The 21,729-nt window shown below is 66.2% G+C and carries 19 protein-coding genes; 9 read left to right on the top strand and 10 right to left on the bottom strand.

Features of this window, described 5'->3' with window-relative positions; translation table 11 throughout:
• Nucleotides 1-382: 382 nt before the first annotated feature.
• The 3 genes from PQU96_RS03860 (at nt 383) to PQU96_RS03850 (ending at nt 3,499) form a co-directional block, all read left to right on the top strand.
• The gene (locus PQU96_RS03860; RefSeq protein WP_272770934.1) at nt 383-916 is read left to right on the top strand and encodes a hemerythrin domain-containing protein; all 534 of its coding nucleotides are present in this window, start codon (nt 383-385) and stop codon (nt 914-916) included.
• A gap of 108 nt (nt 917-1,024) precedes the next feature.
• Nucleotides 1,025-2,407, top strand: a complete 1,383-nt coding sequence (argH, locus tag PQU96_RS03855) for an argininosuccinate lyase (RefSeq protein ID WP_272770933.1) — start codon at nt 1,025-1,027, stop codon at nt 2,405-2,407.
• A 261-nt stretch (nt 2,408-2,668) separates the two neighbouring features.
• Entirely contained in the window at nt 2,669-3,499 is an 831-nt protein-coding gene (locus PQU96_RS03850) for an AraC family transcriptional regulator (protein WP_272770932.1), read from the top strand.
• Here the strand turns inward: PQU96_RS03850 and PQU96_RS03845 are convergent, their stop codons facing one another.
• Nucleotides 3,500-4,078: a LysE family translocator gene (locus tag PQU96_RS03845; RefSeq protein ID WP_272770931.1), complete on the bottom strand. Its 579-nt coding sequence runs from the start codon at nt 4,076-4,078 to the stop codon at nt 3,500-3,502. It abuts the gene before it with no gap.
• A 265-nt stretch (nt 4,079-4,343) separates the two neighbouring features.
• Complete coding sequence (locus PQU96_RS03840; protein ID WP_272770930.1) at nt 4,344-5,126, bottom strand: substrate-binding periplasmic protein; 783 nt, start codon at nt 5,124-5,126, stop codon at nt 4,344-4,346.
• Between the two features lie 164 nt (nt 5,127-5,290).
• Here PQU96_RS03840 and PQU96_RS03835 point away from each other — a divergent pair, with 164 nt between their 5' ends.
• Nucleotides 5,291-5,548: a hypothetical protein gene (locus PQU96_RS03835; RefSeq protein WP_272770929.1), complete on the top strand. Its 258-nt coding sequence runs from the start codon at nt 5,291-5,293 to the stop codon at nt 5,546-5,548.
• A gap of 43 nt (nt 5,549-5,591) precedes the next feature.
• Here the strand turns inward: PQU96_RS03835 and PQU96_RS03830 are convergent, their stop codons facing one another.
• The 6 genes from PQU96_RS03830 to zwf form a co-directional block, all read right to left on the bottom strand.
• Complete coding sequence (locus PQU96_RS03830) at nt 5,592-7,202, bottom strand: methyl-accepting chemotaxis protein (RefSeq protein WP_272770928.1); 1,611 nt, start codon at nt 7,200-7,202, stop codon at nt 5,592-5,594.
• A gap of 374 nt (nt 7,203-7,576) precedes the next feature.
• Nucleotides 7,577-9,223 carry a glucose-6-phosphate isomerase gene (pgi, locus tag PQU96_RS03825; protein ID WP_272770927.1) on the bottom strand — a complete coding sequence of 549 codons (1,647 nt, stop codon included), beginning with the start codon at nt 9,221-9,223 and terminating at the stop codon, nt 7,577-7,579.
• A gap of 91 nt (nt 9,224-9,314) precedes the next feature.
• Complete coding sequence (gene hexR / locus PQU96_RS03820) at nt 9,315-10,166, bottom strand: transcriptional regulator HexR (protein WP_272770926.1); 852 nt, start codon at nt 10,164-10,166, stop codon at nt 9,315-9,317.
• Nucleotides 10,159-11,145: a glucokinase gene (locus tag PQU96_RS03815; RefSeq protein ID WP_272770925.1), complete on the bottom strand. Its 987-nt coding sequence runs from the start codon at nt 11,143-11,145 to the stop codon at nt 10,159-10,161. The genes hexR and PQU96_RS03815 overlap by 8 nt, the downstream gene beginning before the upstream one ends.
• Nucleotides 11,126-11,803, bottom strand: coding sequence for a 6-phosphogluconolactonase (gene pgl / locus PQU96_RS03810; RefSeq protein WP_272770924.1), 678 nt, complete (start codon nt 11,801-11,803; stop codon nt 11,126-11,128). The genes PQU96_RS03815 and pgl overlap by 20 nt, the downstream gene beginning before the upstream one ends.
• Before the next feature lie 118 nt (nt 11,804-11,921).
• Nucleotides 11,922-13,394: a glucose-6-phosphate dehydrogenase gene (gene zwf, locus PQU96_RS03805; protein WP_272770923.1), complete on the bottom strand. Its 1,473-nt coding sequence runs from the start codon at nt 13,392-13,394 to the stop codon at nt 11,922-11,924.
• 258 nt (nt 13,395-13,652) lie between these two features.
• On the opposite strand from zwf, the gene edd reads away from it, so the two are divergent.
• Nucleotides 13,653-15,494 carry a phosphogluconate dehydratase gene (edd, locus tag PQU96_RS03800; protein WP_272770922.1) on the top strand — a complete coding sequence of 614 codons (1,842 nt, stop codon included), beginning with the start codon at nt 13,653-13,655 and terminating at the stop codon, nt 15,492-15,494.
• 50 nt (nt 15,495-15,544) lie between these two features.
• Nucleotides 15,545-16,171 (top strand): bifunctional 4-hydroxy-2-oxoglutarate aldolase/2-dehydro-3-deoxy-phosphogluconate aldolase, encoded by a 627-nt coding sequence (locus tag PQU96_RS03795; protein ID WP_272770921.1) that lies wholly within the window; start codon nt 15,545-15,547, stop codon nt 16,169-16,171.
• 136 nt (nt 16,172-16,307) lie between these two features.
• On the opposite strand, the gene PQU96_RS03790 is transcribed toward PQU96_RS03795, so the two are convergent.
• Both PQU96_RS03790 and PQU96_RS03785 read right to left on the bottom strand, forming a co-directional pair.
• On the bottom strand, nt 16,308-17,405 hold the full coding sequence (locus PQU96_RS03790) for a 4-oxalomesaconate tautomerase (RefSeq protein ID WP_272770920.1): 1,098 nt from the start codon (nt 17,403-17,405) through the stop codon (nt 16,308-16,310).
• A gap of 111 nt (nt 17,406-17,516) precedes the next feature.
• Nucleotides 17,517-18,410: a LysR family transcriptional regulator gene (locus PQU96_RS03785; RefSeq protein WP_189373250.1), complete on the bottom strand. Its 894-nt coding sequence runs from the start codon at nt 18,408-18,410 to the stop codon at nt 17,517-17,519.
• Between the two features lie 363 nt (nt 18,411-18,773).
• Between PQU96_RS03785 and PQU96_RS03780 the strand changes: the two genes are divergently transcribed.
• The 3 genes from PQU96_RS03780 (at nt 18,774) to PQU96_RS03770 (ending at nt 21,728) form a co-directional block, all read left to right on the top strand.
• Nucleotides 18,774-19,766 (top strand): DctP family TRAP transporter solute-binding subunit, encoded by a 993-nt coding sequence (locus tag PQU96_RS03780; RefSeq protein WP_272770919.1) that lies wholly within the window; start codon nt 18,774-18,776, stop codon nt 19,764-19,766.
• Nucleotides 19,767-19,836: 70 nt separating this feature from the next.
• Nucleotides 19,837-20,448, top strand: coding sequence for a TRAP transporter small permease (locus PQU96_RS03775; RefSeq protein WP_272770918.1), 612 nt, complete (start codon nt 19,837-19,839; stop codon nt 20,446-20,448).
• A complete protein-coding gene (locus PQU96_RS03770; RefSeq protein WP_272770917.1) occupies nt 20,445-21,728 on the top strand; it encodes a TRAP transporter large permease in 1,284 nt (427 codons plus the stop codon). The genes PQU96_RS03775 and PQU96_RS03770 overlap by 4 nt, the downstream gene beginning before the upstream one ends.
• The last annotated feature ends 1 nt before the right edge of the window (nt 21,729 follow it).

The raw sequence follows: 21,729 nt of genomic DNA, 5'->3' as shown, positions 1-21,729 counted from the left end.
GTCGAGGCCGCCGTCGTCGGCCCGGCCGCAGACCAGCAGCGCGCACAGCTGGCCCTGCTCATCGTAGCCGGCCAGGATGTGCAGCGGGCTGGCGGCGATGTCGGCGCTGCTTTGCCACAGCCGCGGCAGCGGGTAACCCTCCAGCCACGCCACTTCCAGCGCGTGGGCGGCGTCGTGCAGCGCCAGCGCCGCGGCAAGGTTGGCCGCATCGCCGCGGCACAGTTCACGGATCAGGAACGGGACAGTCATCACTCGTCTGCAACAGAAAAGACCAGCCGAGACTGTAATGCAAATCCCCGCCCGTCGCTTGAGGCGGATCATGGGCAGTGGCGCCGCCATGCACCATACTGAAACCATCCCACCATTAATTCCGGAGCACGCCATGCTGAGCCTGGACGCCCTGACCCGCGCGATCCCCGCACCTTCCTTCGACGAACCGCTGGACATGCTGTACGCCTGTCACGACAAGGTGCGCCACTTCTGCGAGCAGCTGGACGCGCTGCCCGGCTACATCGCCGAGCACGGCCACAGCCACGCCGTGCTGAACACCATCGCCGGTATCGTGCGCTATTTCGAGATGGCCGGCCCGGCGCACCACCAGGACGAGGAACAGGAGCTGTTCCCGCTGATCGTGGCGCGGCAGCCGGACGCCGCCGCCAAGATCGAGCAGCTGCTGGCCGAGCACGGCTACCTGAACGCACGCTGGCGCGCCCTCCACGACCAGCTGCAGGCCTTCGGCCGTGGCGAATTGGTCGAGCTTGACGCCGCCGCCATCGCCGACTTCACCCGCCTGTACCGCGAGCACGCGCAGCGCGAGGAAGACTGGCTGTTCCCGGTCGCCGGTCAGCTGATCGGCGAGGACGAGCTGCGCGACGCCGGCCAGCGCATGGCGGCGCGGCGCACCACGCCACGCTGAGCGCGCAATCGAACGCTTGAAACCAGCCCGCCCTCGCCCTGATGGCGGGCTTTCCTTATAATCGTCGGCCAGACACGCCCTCCATTACAAACCCGGGACATCATCACCATGCAAGACACGCACGCCTGGTCTGGCCGCTTCTCCGAGCCGGTCTCCGAGCTGGTCAAGAAATACACCGCTTCGGTCACCTTTGATAACCGCCTGGCCGAATTCGACATCGAAGGCTCGCTGGCCCACGCCGCGATGCTCAACAAGTGCGGCGTGCTGTCCGATGCCGACCTCGCCGCCATCCGCGACGGCATGGGCGAGATCATCGCCGACATCCGCGCCGGCAACTTCGAGTGGAGCGTGGACCTGGAAGACGTGCACATGAACGTCGAGCGCCGCCTCACCGACAAGATCGGCGACGCCGGCAAGCGCCTGCACACCGGCCGCTCGCGTAACGACCAGGTCGCCACCGACATCCGCCTGTGGCTGCGTGCGCAGATCGACACCATCGTCGGTTTCATCGCCGAGCTGCAGACCAGCCTGCTGGATCTGGCCGAGGCCAATGCCGACACCGTGATGCCGGGCTTCACCCATTTGCAAGTCGCCCAGCCGGTGACCTTCGGCCACCACATGCTGGCCTACGTGGAAATGCTCTCCCGCGACGCCGAGCGCATGACCGACTGCCGCAAGCGCGTCAACCGCCTGCCGCTGGGCGCCGCCGCGCTGGCCGGCACCACCTTCCCGATCGACCGCTTCTACACCGCGCAGCTCTTGGGCTTCGACGACGTGTGCCACAACTCGCTGGACGCGGTGTCCGACCGTGACTTCGCCATCGAATTCACCGCCGCCGCCAGTCTGGTGATGGTGCATTTGAGCCGCCTGTCGGAAGAGCTGATCCTGTGGATGAGCCCGCGCGTCGGCTTCATCGACATCGCCGACCGCTTCTGCACCGGCAGCTCCATCATGCCGCAGAAGAAAAACCCGGACGTGCCAGAGCTGGTACGCGGCAAATCCGGCCGCGTGGTCGGCCACCTGATCGCGCTGGTAACCCTGATGAAGGCCCAGCCGCTGGCCTACAATAAGGACAACCAGGAAGACAAGGAGCCGCTGTTCGACACCGCCGACACCCTGATCGACACCCTGCGCATCTACGCCGACATGATGCGCGGCATCACCGTGAAGCCGGAGGCGATGCGCGCCGCCGTGCTGCAGGGCTTTGCCACTGCCACCGACCTCGCCGACTATCTGGTGAAGAAGGGCATGCCGTTCCGCGACAGCCACGAAGTGGTGGCACTGACCGTGCGCCATGCCGAGCTGCAGGGCGTGGATATCGCCGACCTCAGCCTGGAAAAACTGCGCGAATTCAGCACGCTGATCGAAGCCGACGTGTTCACCGTGCTGACGCCGGAAGGTTCGCTGGCACAGCGCGACCACGTCGGCGGCACCGCGCCAAACCAGGTGCGCGCGCAGATCGCCCGCCACCGCGCCCGTCTGGCGGGCTAAACGGCTTGCGGCCAACCTTGTGCCGCCAGCATGAACAACAAGGCCGGGATCATCCCGGCCTTGTTGTTTTCCACCCCGCTTGCGAAACCGCCTTACCAGCCAATGCGCAGGGATAGCAGCCCGGGCTGAGCCGGGGTCGGCCCAAGACCCGCGCCGCAAAGCCCGGCATGAGGAAGCGGCCGCCCTGTGGCGCTACTTTTGTTTTTGCGCCGGGGCAAGCTATGCTGTTCGTGTTCAATGCCCAACAGAAGTGACGCAACGATGGCGCAAGCCCGCTCCGCCCCACAGCAAGCATCCCGCTTCTGGCGTGATGACGCGCTGCCCTTCATCGAGTCCCGCACCGTCGCGGACGGCCGCAAGGTCTGCTATGAAAAACACTCGCACGAGACGTTCTCGCTGGGCGTGATTGATGGCGGCCACAGCCACTACCTGAACGGCAACCAGCGGCACGAGATCGCCACCGGCAGCGTGCTGATGATGAATCCGGGCGAGGTGCATGCCTGCGCGCCCGTTCGCGGCGCCGGCTGGGCGTATCGCATGCTGTACGTGGACAAGGACTGGCTGGGTACACGGCAGGCGGAGCTGGGGCTGTCGCCGCATGGCGACTTCCAGCCACTGGCCTCTCAGCTCAGTCACGACCCACGCCTGTACGCCGCGTTTACCCGTTTTCACGCCGTGCTGACCGCCGCCGATAGCGAACGGCTGCTGAAGGAAAGCGTCGCCGTCCAGTTTTTCAGCCAAGCCTTGGCCGCCTTGTCGCCTGGCAAGCTGCCAATGCCTAGCGCCCCGGACAAACTGGCACGGGCCGCCGACTTCATCCACAGCCACGCGACCGAGTCCCTGAGTCTGCAGCAGATCTGCGCGGCAGCCTCGCTGTCGCCGTCCTACCTGATCCGTGCCTTCAGCCAGCACTACCACATGACCCCGCACGCCTATCTGCTCAACTGTCGCATCCAGCATGCCAGACGCCTGCTACGTGGCCGGCAACCCCTGGCGGAGGTCGCGCACGCCAGCGGCTTTGCCGACCAGGCGCATTTCCAGCGGGTGTTCAAGCGCCTTACCGCCGTCACGCCCGGCCATTACCGGCGCTGATCAGAACAGCAAGACCGTACTCAGCAACAGCAAGACCGCCAGCAAGCGGTTCAGCACGCGGATACGGGCGGCAGAGTGCAGGTATTGCCCCAGCGCCGCGCCTGCATAAGCCCAGCAGGCCAGCGAGAGATAGCAGATCACCCAGTAAAGCGCGCTGAATTGCCAGACCAGCAGGCTGTCGCTGCCGGCAAAGGCCCCCATGCCGGCCACCGCGGCCAGCCAGGCCTTCGGGTTCAACCATTGCATCAGGGCCCCTTGCCAGTACGACGGCGCCTGCCCGGCACGCTTGTCCCCCAGTGCGCCATCCGCGCGGAACAGCTTCCAGGCCATGTACAGCAGGAAGGCGGCACCGGCCCACTTGATGGCGACGGTCACGACCGGCCAGCGTGCCAGCACCTCGTGCAGCCCGAGACCGATCAACAGCAGTAACAGGGTAAATCCCATGGTCGCGCCGGTGACGTGCCGCAAGCTGGCACGAAAACCATACTGCACACCGTGGGCCAGGCCCAGCAGATTCACCGGCCCCGGAGAAATGGAGGCCGCCAGCGCAAACAAGGACATCGACAGATACAGGCTCATGGGTTGCTCCCCGCAGATGAAAGAACCTGCAGCGTAAAAAATCCGGTTCGACCGGTATTGAAGGAAATTACCCTGTTGCCTTGTCTCGTAAACAGCCCTGCCGGTGATCGAGGGAGAGGCGTGAAGCGTGCCGGAGCCGAAGCCCTGCAAGGGGTGGCCACGCCCGACCACCGTCCCTCGACCGGAGCGTCAGGGCAAGAAGAGAACGGCACGACAAAAAGCCGACGCCTGCGCGTCGGCTTTTTTGCGGCCAACGTTGGCCGCGTCAGTGGTGGAGGTAGATTGCCATGCGCCGCTTCAGCAGCGCGTCGCGCTGACGCGCCACCTGTTGCCACATGCACTGCACCAGCTGCGGCTGGCGCGCGGCGAACTGGCGGCTGAACGGCATGAAGTAGTCCTTGCTCACCAGCGGCTGCGGCAGTGCGCGCACCTCGAGTTTCGGATGCGTGGACAGGTAGCCGGCGGCCAGCAAGTCCTGGATCGCGTAGGCGTCGATCCGCCCGGCCTGCAGCTTGTTGAAGTTGCTGTCGACATTAAGCGCGGTCTCGACCCGGATCTGCAGGCGTTCCAGATCCTTGATCACCGACCAGCCGATATTGCTGCCCACCACCGCCTGCGGCGGGCTCAGCCGCTCGCCGTCCCACGCAAGCGTGCTGTCGTTGCGCACGAACAACACGTAGCGCAGCGTGCTCATGCGCTGGCGGCCGTCGGGTTGGCCGTCGCGCAGCGGATAGACGGCGAACTGCGCGCGTTCCTCGTTGTAGGACAGCAGCAGCGCAGCGTCGGCACTGCCGCTTTTCAGGCTCTGCAGCATGCGCAGCCCCGGCTGGCGCAACAGGTGCAGCTCGACACCGCAGGCGTTTGCCGCCTGCTGCGCCAGCTCGACGGCAAGGCCCGGCTGCGGCGCGAAACCGTCCCCCTCGCCGATGACGTAGGGCGGCGACGCCTGGTCCATGGCGACGATATTCAGCGGGGGCCGCGCCGCCGCCGCCGTCAGCGGCAGACAAGCAAGCAGCCAGAATGCCGCCCTGCAGCACCAGGTATTCATCCCGCCCCACATTCGCCCGCCCTTTCGCGCTATCACTACGTCACACCATTGAAACCAACAATATGACACAAACGATAGCGGTCGCAGGTTTCATTTTTTTGTGGCTGCAGTCATAGTGAAACGGTCATGCCCGATTACCGCCACCGCTCCCGAAAGGACACACCATGCGTCAACTGATCCTGCTGCTTACCCTTGCCCTGTTCTCCGGCCCGCTGCTGGCCGCCAATCCGGCCTGCGAAAAAATGGCCACCGAGAAGAAGCTCGCCGGCGCCGCCAAGAACAGCTTCATGAAGAAGTGCGAACGCGAACAGCCGGGCAATGCGCAAGCCATGTGCGACGGCAAGGCCGCCGAGAAGAAACTGTCCGGCGCCGCCAAGAACAGCTTCGTGAAGAAGTGCCTGCGCGACAGCAGCGCCTCCTGAGTACGACGGCCCGCGACCGCTGGCGGTCACGGGCCGCTCACGCCTACACGCGGAAGCGCGACACCGCCTGCTGCAAATCTGCGGCCAACGTTTGCAGCCGCGCCGAGGCACCGGTGGTGAAGCGCACCGAAGACTGCGTTTCCTCCACCACCTGCACCACCTGCTCCACGCTGCCGGCGATGCTGACCCCGGCCTGACTCTGCTCGCTCATCGCCAGCGCCACGTTGCGGAAGCGCTCCAGCGTGTGGCCGACCTTGTCGTCGATCTGGCCCAGCGCACCGGCCAGCTGCGTCACCTGCTGCACACCGTCCTCCACCAGCGGCGCGATCTGCTCCATGGCGCCGGATACCCCGGCGGTCTCCTGCACCACGGTGTGGATGATGCTGGAAATCTCGCTGGTGGCCTGCGCGGTGCGCTCCGCCAGCTTGCGCACCTCGTCCGCCACCACCGCGAAACCGCGCCCCAGCTCGCCGGCCCGCGCCGCCTCGATCGCCGCGTTCAGCGCCAGCAGATTGGTCTGGTCGGCGATGTCGCGGATGGTGTCGGCGATGCCGCTGATGCTGCGCGTGCGCTCGCTCAGCGACAGCACGCGGCCGGAAGCGTCACTGACCTCGCCGGCAATGCCGCGGATGCTGGACACCACGCCTTGCGCCACCCCCAGCCCCTGCTGCGCCAGCTGCGCCACGCCGCGCGAATCGACCTCGGTCTGGCGCGCGCTGTCGGACACGTGATCGATGCTCACCGACAGCTCTTCGATCGCCGCCGCCGCCGCGGTGGTGGAGTCGTTGGCGGTGGCGGACACCGTGTCCAGCCGCTGCATCTGCCCGCCCAGCGCGGCGGCAGTGTCACCCAGCTGCGCGGCGGAGTCGCTGATCTGCACGATCATCTCGCGCAGCTTCTGCTGCATCGTCGCCATCACGAACAGCAGGCTGTGCGGCTTGCCGTTGTGGCGGATGTCCTGGTTGAGGTCGCCGGCGGCGATCGCCTCCACCACCGCCACCGCGTAGGCCGGCTCGCCGCCGAGCGAACCGATGATGCGGCGCGACATGGTCAGCGCCAGCGCCGCCAGCACCACCACGACCACGGCCGCCAGCGCCAGCAGCAGCGAGGCATTGCGCCAGAAGGTGGACGCGATGTCGTCGACGAAAATGCCGGTACCCACCATCCAGCCCCAGGGCTCGAAACGCACCACGCCGTTGAGCTTGGGCACCTGCACATCGGACCCCTTGCGCGTGGTGTAGATCTCGGTGATGCCGTACTTGGCCGTGCGCAGCGCCGCGTTGTAGGCGTCGACCGTGGTGCGCCCGTCCGGCAATTTGGAGCCGAGGTCGACCTTGCCGATGCGGTCGGCCTTCACGTGCACCTGCATCACGTTGTCCTTGTCGCGGGCGAAGAAGTACACGTCGTCCACCGTCAGCATCGCCAGCGCCTGGCGCGCCTGCTGCTGCGCGTCGGCCTGACTCAGCCGCCCCTGCTGCTGCTCGGCGGCGTAGTGGCCGAGCACGCCTTCCGCCATGCGCAGCTGGTTGACGATGAAGGCCTGTTTTTCCTCGTACAGCGACTGGCGGATGCTGTGCAGCGACAGCCCGGCCAGCAGCAGCAATCCGATGAAGCTGGCCAGGATGATGACGGCCAGCCGGGTAGAAACGCGCATGATGAATTCCTTGCAAACAGAAACGGGGAAGACAGGCCGGCAGACGGCCTGCGCAGACAACTCGCGGTCAACACTAGCAGTGCGCCCTTACAAACCGCTGACAGCGGCTTGGTAATATTGCAGCCTGCCCGCCGTTGCGCCCGCCCCGCCTGAACCAACGTCATGAAAATGCGTGGAAATTGCTCGCATTTGTCATCAAGTTGGCGCAACAGGGCGGCCACACCGGAAAAGACATGCTAGTGCCGCCGCCACTGTCCCCACCATTGGGGAGTACCGCATTGCGGCTTTCCCTGATTCGCCTGTGCCGCGACCATAAAAAAACCGGAGCGCGAGGCTCCGGTTGGTTTTGCTGCGGCCGGGTGACGGCGGGCGCGTTACTGCGCGTTGGCGCGGCGGTAGCGCTCGATCAGCGCCTTGGTCGAGCTGTCGTGCGGTGCCGATTCCAGCTTGCCGGCCAGCTCGGCGTGGATGGTCTTGGCCAGCTGCTTGCCCAGCTCCACCCCCCACTGGTCGAAGCTGTTGATGTGCCAGATCACGCCCTGCACGAAGATCTTGTGCTCGTAGGCGGCGATCAGGCTACCCAGGTTGCGCGGGTCGAGGCGGTCCATCAGCAGGGTGTTGGTCGGGCGGTTGCCGGCGAACACCTTGTGCGGCACCAGCGCCTCCAGCGCGTCGCCCGTCAGCCCCTGCGCCTCCAGTTCGCTGCGCGCCTCGTCCGCGGTCTTGCCGCGCATGAAGGCCTCGGCCTGCGCGAACACGTTGGCGAGCAGGATCTCGTGGTGACCGGGCAGGCTGGAACTGTTCTGCAGCGAGCAGATCAGGTCGATCGGCGAGATGTGGGTGCCCTGGTGCAAGAGCTGGAAGAACGCGTGCTGGCCGTTGATGCCGGTTTCGCCCCAGATGATCGGCGCGGTCTCGAAATCCACCGGCGCACCGTCGAGCATGGTCTGCTTGCCGTTGGACTCCATGTCCAGCTGCTGGATGAAGGCCGGCAGACGATGCAGGTACTGGTCGTACGGCGCGATCACGTGCGAGCCGCCGCCGTAGTAGTTGATGTACCAGATGCCGATCATCGCCAGCAGCACCGGCATGTTCTGCTCGAACGGCGCGTTGGCGAAGTGCTGGTCCATGATGTGGGCGCCGTTGAGCAGCTCGGTGAAGTTCTCCTCGCCCAGGTACAGCATGATCGGCAGGCCGATGGCCGACCACAGGCTGTAGCGCCCACCCACCCAGTCCCAGAACTCGAACATGTTTGCCGGATCGATGCCGAAATCGGCGACGGCTTTCTTGTTGGTGGACACCGCGACGAAGTGCTTGGCGACGGCCTTCTCGTCGCGCGCGCGCGACACGAACCAGTCGCGTGCAGTCAGTGCGTTGGTCAGCGTTTCCTGGGTGGTGAAGGTCTTCGATTCCACCACGAACAGCGTGGTCTCCGGGTGCACCTTCTTCAGCGTTTCCTTCAGCTGCGCGCCGTCGACGTTGGACACGAAGTGCATGTTCATGCGCGGGTGGCCGAAGGGCTTGAGCGCGCTACAGACCATCAGCGAGCCCAGATCCGAGCCGCCGATGCCGATGTTGACGATGTCGGTGATCGGCTGGTGGGTGTAGCCCAGCCACTCGCCGCTGCGCACCGCGTGCGCGAACTTGCCCATGCGCGACAGCACCGAGTTCACCTTGGGCATCACGTCCTCGCCGTCGACCATGATCGGCGAGTTGGTGCGGTTGCGCAGCGCCACGTGCAGTGCGGCACGGTGCTCGGTGCTGTTGATCTTCTCGCCCTTGAACATGGCCTTGATGCGGGCCGGCAGGCCGGCCTCGCGCGCCAGTTGCATCAGCCCCTGCAGCGTGGCGTCGGTGAGGCGGTTCTTGGAGTAGTCCAAGAACAGGCCGCCGACCTCCAGCGAGTAGCGTTCGGCACGTTGCGGATCGCTGTCGAACAGCTCGCGCATGTGCAGGTTCTTGGCGTCGTTGAAGTGGTCCCACAGGGCGTGCCAGGCGGGAAGCTGGGTCAGTTTGCTCATGATGGCTCCGGGTCTCTTTGTCGTCTTGTTGCGGCCAACCTCTGGCGGGCTGGCTGGTTTGCGCCGGCCGCGCGGGCGCTTGGCGGCAGAACTAGTCATGGTCTTCGTCGCCGCGCAGGCGCTTCTGTTTCAGGCTGCGCTTGGCTTTTTCCAACTGCGTCACGAGGCCGGGGCCGCGCTTGAGCGCCACGCCGACCGTCAAAATGTCAATGATCACCAGGTGCAGGATGCGCGACAGCATCGGGCTGTAGGTCTCGCTGTCTTCCGGCGCATCCACCGCCAGCGTCACCGTGGCGCGCTCCGCCAGCGGCGTGTCCGGCACGGTGATGGCGATCACCTTGGCTCCGCCCTCCAGCGCCACGTCCACCGCGTCCATCAGCTCGCGCGAACGGCCGGAGCTGGAGATGGCGACCAGCACGTCGTCCGGCGTCAGCACCGAGGCGGCCATGATCTGGATGTGGCTGTCGGCGTAGGCGACGGTGGGAATGCCGAAGCGGAAGAACTTGTGCTGTGCGTCGGCGGCGATGATGCCGGAGTTGCCGAGGCCGTAGAACTCGATACGTTTGGCATTGGCCAGCAGCTCCACCGCCGCATCCACCGCCTGCGGGTTCACCTCGTTGCGGCACTTCAAGAGCGCGGTGACGGTGTTATCGAACACCTTGGCGGTGATCTCCGATACCGGGTCTTCCGGGCGCACGCTGGAGTGGACAAAGGGCACACCGCCGACCAGGGTGCCGGCCAGCTTGAGCTTGAAGTCGGACAGGCCGGAGAAGCCCATGCTGCGGCAGAAGCGGATCACCGTCGGCTGACTGACGCCGGCGCTGGCGGCGATGTCGGACACCGCCGACTGCATCACTGTATACGGCTGCGCCAGCACCTGCTCGGCGACACGGCGTTCGGCACTGGACAGGGAGTCCAGCTCGGCACGGATTTTCTCAAGCATCGCGTTCTCCCAGATGGTCGCGCAGCGCGGCCTGCACCCCGGTCAGCGCCGGATAGGCGCTGTGGATCACGTACACCGGCAGCGCGCGGGTGTAGTCGCGGAAACGGCCCTTGGCCTCGAAGCGCTCGCGGAACGGCGAGCGTGCGAACAGCTCGCCGAAGCGCGGCACGATGCCGCCGCCGATGTAGACGCCGCCGACCGCACCCAGCGTCACCGCCAGGTTGGCCGCGGCGTTGCCGAGCATGGCACAGAACAGCTCCAGCACCTTCACGCAGCGCGCGTCGCGGCCGGACAGGCCGCGCTCGCTGATCTGCGCCGCCGACAGCTGGCCGGCGGCCTCGCCGTCGGCCTCGGCCAGCGCGTCATGGATCAGCTCCAGACCGGGGCCGGACAGGAAGCGCTCGGCGGACACGTGCTCGCCGAAACGGCGCTGCGCGTAGCGCCACAGCGCCACTTCTTCCTCGTTGCCGGGGGCGAAGGCGACGTGGCCGCCCTCGCCGGCGATCGCCACCCAGCCACCGGCGTGCGGCAGCAGGCCGGAGACGCCGAGGCCGGTGCCGGCGCCGATCAGCGCCTTGGCGCCGTGGCGCGCCTCGCCGCCGCCGACCTGCACCAGCTCGTCGGCCGGCAGGAAGGGCAGCGACATCGCCAGCGCGGTAAAGTCATTGAGTACCAGCAGCGTGGCGAAGCCCAGCGCCTGGCGGGTGGCCTCGATCGAGAACGCCCAGTGGTGATTGGTCATCTGCACCCAGTCGCCGGTCACCGGGTTGGCGATGCCGATGGCGGCGTGGTGCACGGCGCGGGTGTCGGCGCGCTGCAGATAGCTGCGGATGGCGTCGACCAGCGTCGGGTAGTCCCGGCACGGCAGCACGTCGATGTCTTCCAGCACCCCGGGCGCGGTTTCCAGCGCGAAGCGGGCGTTGGTGCCGCCGATGTCGGCCAGCAGGCGCGGGAAAGGATTAGGCTGCCCAGTAGACATGAAGCGGGTTCTCCGTTTGTTGCAGTAGGTGGCTGACCGGCTGTGCCGCGCTCAGCGTGCGGCTGGCATGTTCCAGCACCCGCCGCTTGTTGTCACCGGCAATCGCCAGGTACAGCTTGCCGCTGCGCAGGATCTCGGCCAGCGTCATGCTGATGCGGGTGTGTGGAGCCTCGGGCGGCACCACCGCCAGCAGCGCGGCCGGATTGGCCGGGTCCAGGCCCTCGGCGAGGTTGGCTGCGTCGGGAAACAGCGACGCGGTGTGACCGTCCTCGCCCATGCCCAGCACCACCACGTCCGGGGTCTGCCACTGTGCGGCGGCCTGCGCCAGTTCGGCGTCGACGTTGGCCGCAACGCTCACCAGCGGCCGGAACGTCGCGTCGGCGGCCGCGCCCTGCAGCAGGTAGTCGCGCACCAGCGCGGCATTGCTGTCGGCGTGGTCGGGCGCGACCATGCGCTCGTCGACCAGGGTGACGCAGACGCGCGACCAGTCCAGCACCTCGGCGGACAGCGCCTGCAGGAAGGGCACCGGCGAGCGACCGCCGGACACCGCCAGCACGGCGCGGCCACGGCGACCGATGGCGGCGGCGAGGTCGGCGGCGACATGGCGGGCGAGGGTCTCGGCCGCCGCCGCTTGCGATTCGAAAGCGTGGAACATCATCTCTGTGTCTCCGTTGCCTGCGCGCGGCTGTATTGCCGCGCGTCTTGTTGTCTCAACGCACCGGCAGCATGTCGCCGCCGGTCATGCGGCCAACCTTGCGGCCGGCCGCGAGCCGGCTTCAGCACTCCTCGTGCCAGCTGATACCGTCGCGGCTCAGCAGCGCGCTGGAAGCGGCCGGGCCCCAGGTGCCGGCGGTGTACTGCTTGGGCGGCGTGGTGCTGCGCGCCCAGTTGTCCATGATCGGCTCCACCCAGCGCCAGGCTTCCACCAGCTCGTCGCGGCGCATGAACAGCGCCAACTTGCCGCGGATCACGTCCAGCAGCAGGCGTTCGTAGGCGTCGGCGCGGCGCACCTTGAACGATTCGTGGAAGTCCAGGTTCAGGTGCACCGGCTGCAGGCGCTGGGTGTCGCCCGGCTCCTTGGACAGGAAGTACAGGCGGATGCTTTCTTCCGGCTGCAGGCGGATCACCAGGCGGTTGGCGGTGTTCAGGCCCATCGGGCTCGGGAACAGCTGGTGCGGCACGTCGCGGAAATTGATCACGATCTCGGCCACGCGCTCCTGCATGCGTTTGCCGGTGCGCAGGTAGAACGGCACGCCGGACCAGCGCCAGTTGTCGATCTCGGCCTTGATGGCGACGAAGGTCTCGGTCTGGCTGGCGGCGGGAATGCCCTGCTCCTGCAGGTAGCCGACCACCGGCTGGCCGCCCACGGCGCCGGCCTTGTACTGCCCGCGCACGGTCTTGTTGGCCACGTCCTGCTCGCCGAACGGGCGCAGCGCCTTCAGCACCTTCAGCTTCTCGTCGCGCACCGCGTCGGCGCCGAGGTTGGCCGGCGGCTCCATCGCCACGATGCACAACAGCTGCAGCAGGTGGTTCTGCACCATGTCGCGCAGCGCGCCGGTGTTGTCGTAGAAATCGCCGCGGGTGCCGACGCCCAGGTCTTCGGAAATGGTGATCTGCACGTTGTGGATCCACTCGCGGCGCCACAGCGGCTCGAACAGCGCGTTGGCGAAGCGGATGGCCAGCAGGTTCTGCACCGACTCCTTGCCCAGGTAGTGGTCGATACGGTACAGCTGCTCTTCCTTGAAGTGGCGGGCGACGGCTTCGTTGATCTCGTTGGACGAGTCCAGGTCGTGGCCCAGCGGCTTCTCCAGCACCACGCGCACCTTGTCGTGGTTCAGGCCGACGGCGGCGAGGTTGTCGCAGATGCCCTCGAACAGGTCCGGCGCGGTGGCCAGATAACAGACCGCCACGCGGCCGGGGTGCTGGTTCAGCGCCTCGGCCAGTAGCGGGTAATGTTCCGGCGTGGCGGCGTCGACCTTCAGGTATTCCACCCGGGCGAGAAAGCCCTGCCAGGCGGCATCGGAGAAATGCTCCTTGATGTGGATGCGCGCGCTCTTTTCCACCATCGCCAGGTAGTCGTCGCGGCTCATGTCGCGGCGGCCCAGCGCCAGCAGACGACCCTCGTCGTGCAACAGGCCGGCGGCGTGCGCCTGGTACAGCGACGGCAGCAGCTTGCGCATCACCAGATCGCCGGTGCCCCCGAACAGCACCATGTCGAAGGCCGGGGTGTGCAGGTTTGTGTTCTCCATCCTGTTGTTCTCTCTCTCTCTACGCCCAAGGTTCAGATGTAGTTATATTACCAAACGACGGCGACTTGTCTACGTGAAAACGCAAGGAAAAGATCCGGACAACACCACTGTTGCCGATCACCAACACCCCGTCAAACGGCTGATTTACATGGATTTGCAGGCATGGCGACCTGTCGGCTGTGCATTTTTATCGCGTAACACCTTGCCAACATACTGTAGTAAAACTACCATTCAGACACACCAATCGGGGCCTACACAATGAGTCTGCATCCTGTTCTTGCTGCCGTTACCCAGCGCATCATCGAGCGTAGCCGTGCCACCCGTGCCACTTATCTGGCCCAAGCCCGCGCCGCCGTGCGCCAGGGCAAGGTCGAGCGCGCCCATCTGTCCTGTACCAACCAGGCGCACGCCTTCGCCGCGATGCCGGACGGGATCAAGATTCACCTGAAAGAGTCGGTGCGCCCCAACCTGGCCATCGTCACCTCCTATAACGACATGCTGTCCGCGCACCAGCCGCTGGAAACCTTCCCGGCGCTGCTGAAGAACGAGGCGCTGAAGGCCGGCGCCACCGCGCAGGTGGCCGGCGGCGTGCCGGCGATGTGCGACGGCGTGACACAGGGCTTCGAGGGCATGGAGCTGTCGCTGTTCTCGCGCGACGTGATCGCGATGAGCACCGCCATCGCCCTCTCCCACCAGATGTTCGACGCCGCGCTGTACCTCGGCGTCTGCGACAAGATCGTGCCCGGGCTGCTGATCGGCGCGCTGTCCTTCGGCCACCTGCCGGCGCTGTTCGTACCGGCCGGCCCGATGACCACCGGCATCTCCAACGACGACAAGGCCAAGGTGCGCCAGCTGTTCGCCGAGGGCAAGGTTGGCCGCGACGCGCTGCTGGAATCGGAATCCGCGTCCTACCACGGTCCGGGTACCTGCACCTTCTACGGCACCGCCAACAGCAACCAGATGCTGATGGAAGTGATGGGCCTGCACCTGCCAGGCGCCGCCTTCGTCAACCCGAATACCCCGCTGCGCGAGGCGCTGACCCGCCACGCCGCCCGTGTCGCCACCGAGATCAGCGCGCAGGGCCCGCGTTTCACCCCGATCTGCGAGGTAATCGACGAGAAAGCCATCGTCAACGGCATCGTCGGCCTGCTCGCCACCGGCGGCTCCACCAACCACACCCTGCACATCAATGCCATCGCCCGCGCGGCCGGCATCGACGTCAACTGGGACGATTTCGACGAACTGTCCGCCGTGGTACCGCTGATCGTGCGCGCCTACCCTAACGGCAAGGCCGACGTGAACCATTTCCACGCCGCCGGCGGCATGGGCTTCGTCATCCGCGAACTGCTGGATGCCGGCCTGCTGCACGACGACGTCACCACCGTGATGGGCAAGGGTCTGCGCGCGCACACCAGCGAAGCGTGGCTCGACGACGGCAAGCTGGCCTGGCGCGCGGCGCCGGCGAGCAGCGGCGACGACGGCGTGCTGCGCACGGCCACCGCCCCGTTCTCCGCCGATGGCGGCCTGAAGGTGCTGACCGGCAATATCGGCCGCGCCGTGATCAAGGTGTCGGCGGTGAAAGCGGAACACCGCGTGGTGGAAGCGCCGGCCGTGGTGTTCCACGACCAGAATGAACTGCTGGTCGCGTTCAAGCGCGGCGAGCTGGAAAAGGACTTCGTGGCGGTGATCCGCTTCCAGGGTCCGCGCGCCAACGGCATGCCGGAGCTGCACAAGCTGACCCCGCCACTGGGCGTGCTGCAGGAGCGCGGCTTCAAGGTGGCACTGGTCACCGACGGCCGCATGTCCGGCGCCTCCGGCAAGGTACCGGCCGCCATCCACGTGTCGCCGGAAGCGCTGCTGGGCGGCGACATCGGCAAGGTACAGAACGGCGACCTGGTACGACTCGACGCCAACACTGGCGAGCTGAGCATCCTGGTGGATGCCGCCGAATGGGCGGCGCGCGAACGCGTGCAGGCCGACCTGTCGGCCAACCAGCACGGCGTCGGCCGCGACCTGTTCGCAGGCTTCCGCCAGCAGGCCACCACCGCCGAGGAAGGCGCGATGACCTTCGCCCACCCGCTGTGGACACGCGGCCAGTAACAACACCCCAAGGTTGGCCGCAGCCAGCCGCTGACAACACAAGGACAGACATGGACGCACTGACTCTGCTTCGCCAAAGCCCGGTAATGCCGGTAATCGTGGTCAACGACGCCGCAGTGGCGGTCGACCTCGCCCGCGCGCTGGTCGCCGGCGGCATCCGCACCCTGGAAATCACGCTGCGCACCAAGGCGGCACTGGCCGCGATGCGCCGCATCCGCGACGAAGTGCCGGATGCGCTGGTCGGCGCCGGCACCGTGCGCACCCGCGCCCATCTGGAAGCCGCACTCGACGCCGGCGCCCAGTTCGGCCTCAGCCCGGGCCTGACCCCGGAACTGGCCGCCGCCGCGCGCGCCTCCGGCGTGCCGTTCATCCCCGGCGTGGCCACTGCGTCCGAGGCGATGCACGCGCAGGACGAAGGCTTCAACATCCTCAAGCTGTTCCCGGCCGAAGCGGTCGGCGGCATCAAGCTGCTGAAAGCGCTGGCCGGTCCGCTGCCGGAACTGCGCTTCTGCCCGACCGGCGGCATCGACGCCAGCAACGCGCCGGCCTACCTGGCCCAGCCCAACGTGCTGGCGGTGGGCGGATCGTGGCTGACCCCGGCCGACGCCCTCGCCGCGCAGGATTGGGCACGCATCACCCAGCTGGCCCGAGAGGCCAGTGCGCTGGCGGTGCGCTAAACCGCAGATTTGCTCCCGTTTTTGACAAGGGCTTGCCGCCTCTCCCCGGCAAGCCCTTTTTTTATGCGCGGCCGCCACGAAAAAAGCCCCGCGGATTGGCGGGGCAAGAGGAGAGTGGACGGTACGACTGCTGGCGCTAGACGGTGGCCTCCCAGGCGCTGCCCGGCACGTACACCACACCGGACACGATGGGCTTGGCGGTACGCACCACGCCCGCGCTGCGGATCAGCGGCAGGCCGTCGTCGTCGCGGCCGTCGATCTGCACCCGGGTATCCAGCCGGCCGGACGGGTGTTCGATACCGATCAGCCCCGGCTGCGCGGCATCGGGCTGCACCAGTTCCGCGGCAATGGTGCCAGGAATGCTGCAGGCGGCGGCAACGCACAGCGCGCCGGTCACCGCGTGCGCGGCGTGGCAGTTCCACGGCACGAAGTAGCGCGAGCTGATCTGGCCGCCCTGCGCCGGCCTGGCCAGCAACACCAGCTTGGGCAGCACCTTGCCGCGCACATCGCCCATGCCCATCCGCTGCGCCGCCTCCAGCCGGATCGCCTCCAGCCGCGCCAGCAGCGCGCTGTCGCCGTCCAGCTGTGCCTTGCTCTCGTAGCCGCTCTTACCGAGCGAGGCGGCGGCGATGAACACGATGGGCGAGGAAAAATCGACGCAGGACACCGGCACGCCATCGATCACGTCCTGCACCCGGCCGGTGGGCAGCAGGCGCCCGGTCTTGGCGCCGGCGGCGTCGAGGAAGTTGAGCAGGATGGGCGCACCGCTGCCGGGTACGCCGTCGATGTGGACGTCGCCCTCGTAGTTGACCTTGCCGCCGGGGGTCTGCACCACCGCCTCCACCACCTTGCCGGTGTTGCGGTTGAAGACGCGCACCCGCGTCGTCGGCATCCCGGCAGCGACCAGGCCGTGCTCGATGGCGAACGGCGCCACTCCGGCCAGCATATTGCCGCAGTTGGGCGAGGTATCCACCGTTTCGCTGTCGATCGACACCTGGGCGAACAGGTACTCGACGTCGATACCGGGACGGGCGGACTTGCTGACCATCACCACCTTGCTGGTCAGGCTGTCGCCGCCGCCGAGGCCGTCAATCTGGCGCCGGTCGGGCGAGCCCATCGCGGCCAGCAACACCCGGTTGCGCGTGGCTTCGTCGTGCGGCAGGTCGTCGAGCAGGAAGAACGGCCCCTTGGAGGTACCGCCGCGCATCACGACGCAGGGAATGGGAATCAGCATGGAACGCCTCGGACAGAAAATTGATCTCGCTTTCCATTCTGTGCATCCGCTGCCCTCAAGAGAAATGAATTTATATCCTGAATTATTGCGCTTTGATCATCAATGACCGACTCAGTCGCGGTGCTGATGGCTGCGCACCATCTGGTACAGCGCCTCCGCCGCCGGCGAGAATTCCGCCGTCTTGCGCGAGATCAGCACCAGCCCGCGCGCGATCACCGGCCCAGTCAGGCGCAGCACGCGGATGCGCGGGTAGGCGTCGCCTTGCAGCGCCAGCCGCGGCAGCACCGCCGCGCCGACGCCTTCCGCCACCAGGCCCAGCGCGGTGGATACCCGCTGCACCTCGTACAGCGACTGGATCACAACGTCCTGCTCTTCCAGCGCGCGGTCCAGCAACGGGCGGTTGCCGCTGAGCTGGCCGATGGAGATCAGCGGGTAGGGCTCCAGGTCTTTCCAGCGCAGGGCCTCGTGCCGGCTCAGCGGGTGATCGTCGCGGCACACCAGCGCGAATTCGTCCTGCAGCAGCGGCACGCTGTTCAGCTCGGCGTGGTGCGAATCGGCGATGGTGATGCCGAACTCGGCCTCGCGCTGCAGCACCGCGCTGGAGACGCCCGCCGAGGTGTGGTCGAGGATCTTGATGTGGTTGTCCGGGTACAGCGCGGAGTAGGCCTGGATGATGCGCGGCAGGAAGCGCACCCCGACCGTCGGCACGCAGGCGATGGTGACGCTGCCGCGCTTGAGGCGGCCGGTGTCGCGGATTTCGCTCAGCGAGCCGGCCAGCTCGCCAAGCAGGCGCTTGGCGTGCGGCAGGAATTCCTCGCCGACCTTGGTCAGCGCCACCGAACGGGTGGTGCGCTCGATCAGCTTCACCCCCAGGTAGTCCTCCAGGTTCTGCAGCCGGCGGGTGATGCCGGCCTGCGACAGGAACAGGCTTTCCGCCGCGGTCTGGAAGCTGCCGCTTTCGGCGATGGCGATGAAGGCCTGCACGCCGATGGTGTCGATTTTCATGACAAATTCTCATAGATCAGCAAGATAAATTTACTTTACTGCAAAACGGCCAGCAAACAAACTGCGCCGTCGCTGCCGCCGCCTGCACCAGCCAGCCGGCGGCGGCAGCCGATTCCCAGTTTTGGACGCCACCCGGTCGGTGGCGTATTTTTTTGCCATCCCCGCCTTCGACGGCGGGCGCCGCGAGCCCCGGCCGTCACGATCCCCCACTGCACTAATGCAACAAAGTAATCAATTGCAGACAATAATGCATTTAACAAAATAGCGATTCGTCACCACAATAAAGTCAGATCGTCAGCCAGGCTGCCATGCCACAAACGGCGCCCGCCACCTGACCATCCCGACACAACAGGAGACAACACCATGAAGCATCTGCTTACCCCCATCGCCGCTGCCGTAATGCTGGGCACCGCCACTGCCGCCATCGCCGCCGATCCGATCCAGATCAAGTTCAGCCACGTCGTCGCCACCGACACCCCGAAAGGCCAGGCGGCGGAGTACTTCAAGAAACTGGCGGAAGAGCGCACCAAGGGCCGCGTCAAGGTGGTGATCTTCCCGAACAGCCAGCTGTACAAGGACAAGGAAGAGCTGGAAGCGCTGCAGATGGGTTCGGTACAGATGCTGGCACCGACCACCAGCAAGTTCGGCCCGATGGGGCTGAAGGAATTCGAGGTCTTCGACGTGCCCTACCTGTTCATGAACGAGGACCAGGTACACAAGGTCACGCGCGGCCAGGTCGGCCAGAGCCTGCTGCAAAAGCTGGAGGCGCGCAACATGAAAGGCCTGGCCTTCTGGGACAACGGCTTCCGCGTGTTCAGCGCCAACAAGCCGCTGCGCACCCCGGCCGACATGAAGGGCCTGAAGATCCGCATCAACTCGTCCAAGGTCAACCAGGCCATCGTGCAGTCGGTCGGCGCCATGCCGCAGACCATGTCGCTGGGCGAGGTCTACCAGGCGATGCAGACCGGCGTGGTGGACGGCGGCGACAGCAACGTCTCCAACCTCTACACCCAGAAGCAGTACGAAGTGCAGAAATACGCCGTCAACACCAAGCACTCGTACAGCGGCTACGCCGTCGTGGTGAACAAGCCGTTCTGGGACAAGCTGCCGCCCGACATCCGCACCATTCTGGAGGGCGCGATGAAAGACGCCACCCTGTACAACGACCAGGTCGCCGAGAAAGATACGGCGCTGGCTTATTCCAGGATGAAGGCCTCCGGCAAGATCCAGTTCTACGACCCGACACCGGCGGAAAAAGCCCAGTGGGTCAGCGCCATGCAGTCGGTACAGAACGAGATTGCCCCCCGCATCGGCATGGCCATGATCAATTCGGTCAAGGCGGCCGTCGCCAAGTAAGCGGCACCACCGCCTGCGTGCAAGAGGGGCGCAGCCCCTCTTTTCATTCCCGACCTTTGCGGAGACTCAAGTGAAATTTCTGGATCATCTTGAAGAGTGGCTGATCGCCACCCTGATGGCCGCCGCCACGCTGATCACCTTTGTGGCCGTCGTCCATCGCTACGGCAGCGGGGTCAGCCTGCTGCAACCGCTGCTGGGCGGCATCCACATGTCGTGGGCGCAGGAGCTGACCATCTACCTGTTCGTGTGGATGGCCAAATTCGGCGCCGCCTACGGCGTGCGCACCGGCATCCACGTCGGCGTCGACGTGCTGGTCAACAAACTGTCCGACCAGAACCGCGCCAAGTTCATCGTGATCGGCCTCCTGGCCGGTGCGCTGTTCACCGGCATCGTCGGCACCCTGGGCGCGGCCTTTGTCTGGGAAATCGCCCATACCGACCAGACCTCGGTGGATCTGGAAATCCCGATGTGGCTGGTCTACCTCGCGGTGCCTTGCGGCTCCTACCTGATGTGCTTCCGTTTCCTGCAGGTCACCTGGAACTTCATCAGGAGCGGCGAGCTGCCCAAGCACGACCACACCCACGTTGAAGGCATGGACGACGTGGCCGAGGACAGCAACTGGTACGCCCTGGACGACAACCTGCATCCGCACGACATCAGCCACAAAGGAGGCAAGCAATGAGCGCCCTCATCATTTTCACCCTGCTGCTGGTGCTGATGCTGACCGGCATGCCGATCTCCATCTCGCTCGGCCTGACCGTGCTGACTTTTTTGTTCACCATGACCGAGGTGCCGATCGAGGCGGTGGCGCTGAAGCTGTTCACCGGCATCGAGAAGTTCGAGATCATGGCCATTCCGTTCTTCATCCTCGCCGGCAACTTCCTCACCCACGGCGGGGTGGCGCGGCGCATGATCAACTTCGCCTCGTCCATGGTCGGCCACTGGCACGGCGGCCTCGGCCTTGCCGGCGTGATCGCCTGCGCGCTGTTTGCCGCCGTGTCCGGTTCCAGCCCGGCCTGCGTGGTGGCCATCGGCTCCATCCTGCTGCCGGCGATGGTGAAGCAGGGCTTCCCGCGTGACTTCGGCGCCGGCGTGATCACCACCTCCGGCGCGCTGGGCATCCTGATCCCGCCGTCGATTGCGATGGTGATGTACTCGGTGGCGACCAACACCTCGGTGGGCCAGCTGTTCATGGCCGGTGTCATCCCGGGCCTGATGCTGGCAAGCCTGCTGGGCCTCACCACCTGGTATCGCGCGCGCAAGTTCGGCTATCCGCGCCTGCCCAAGGCCTCGCTCCGTCAGCGCCTGCACGCGTTCCGCGAATCGATGTGGGGCCTGTTCCTGATCGTGGTGGTGATCGGCGGCATCTATACCGGCATCTTCACCCCGACCGAGGCCGCCGCCATGTCCGCGGTATACGCCTTCATCGTCGCCGTGTTCGTGTACAAGGACCTGACGCTGAAGCAGGTGCCCAAGGTGCTGCTCGATTCGGCCAGCATGTCGGCGATGCTGCTGTACATCATCACCAACGCGGTGCTGTTCTCCTTCCTGATGACCAGCGAAGGCATCCCGCAGGCGATGGCCGGCTGGCTGATCGACGCCGGCCTCGGCCCGATCGCCTTCCTGCTGGTGGTGAACATCATCCTGCTGCTGGCCGGTAACGTGATGGAACCGGCGTCCATCGTGCTGATCTTCGCGCCCATCCTGTTCCCGGTGGCGGTGGCGCTGGGCATCGACCCGGTGCACTTCGGCATCCTGATCGTGGTCAACATGGAAGTCGGCATGTGCCATCCGCCGGTGGGCCTGAACCTGTACGTCGCCTCCGGCATCACCAAGATGGGCATCACCGAGCTGACGGTGGCGGTGTGGCCGTGGCTACTGACCATGCTCGCCTTCCTGGTGCTGGTCACCTACGTGCCGATGGTCTCGCTGTGGCTGCCCAAGACCCTAGGCATGATGTAAG

It is taken from the genome of Vogesella margarita, from assembly GCF_028548475.1.
GTDB classification, from domain to species: domain Bacteria; phylum Pseudomonadota; class Gammaproteobacteria; order Burkholderiales; family Chromobacteriaceae; genus Vogesella; species Vogesella margarita.
This window is presented reverse-complemented; position numbering and strand designations above follow the sequence as displayed.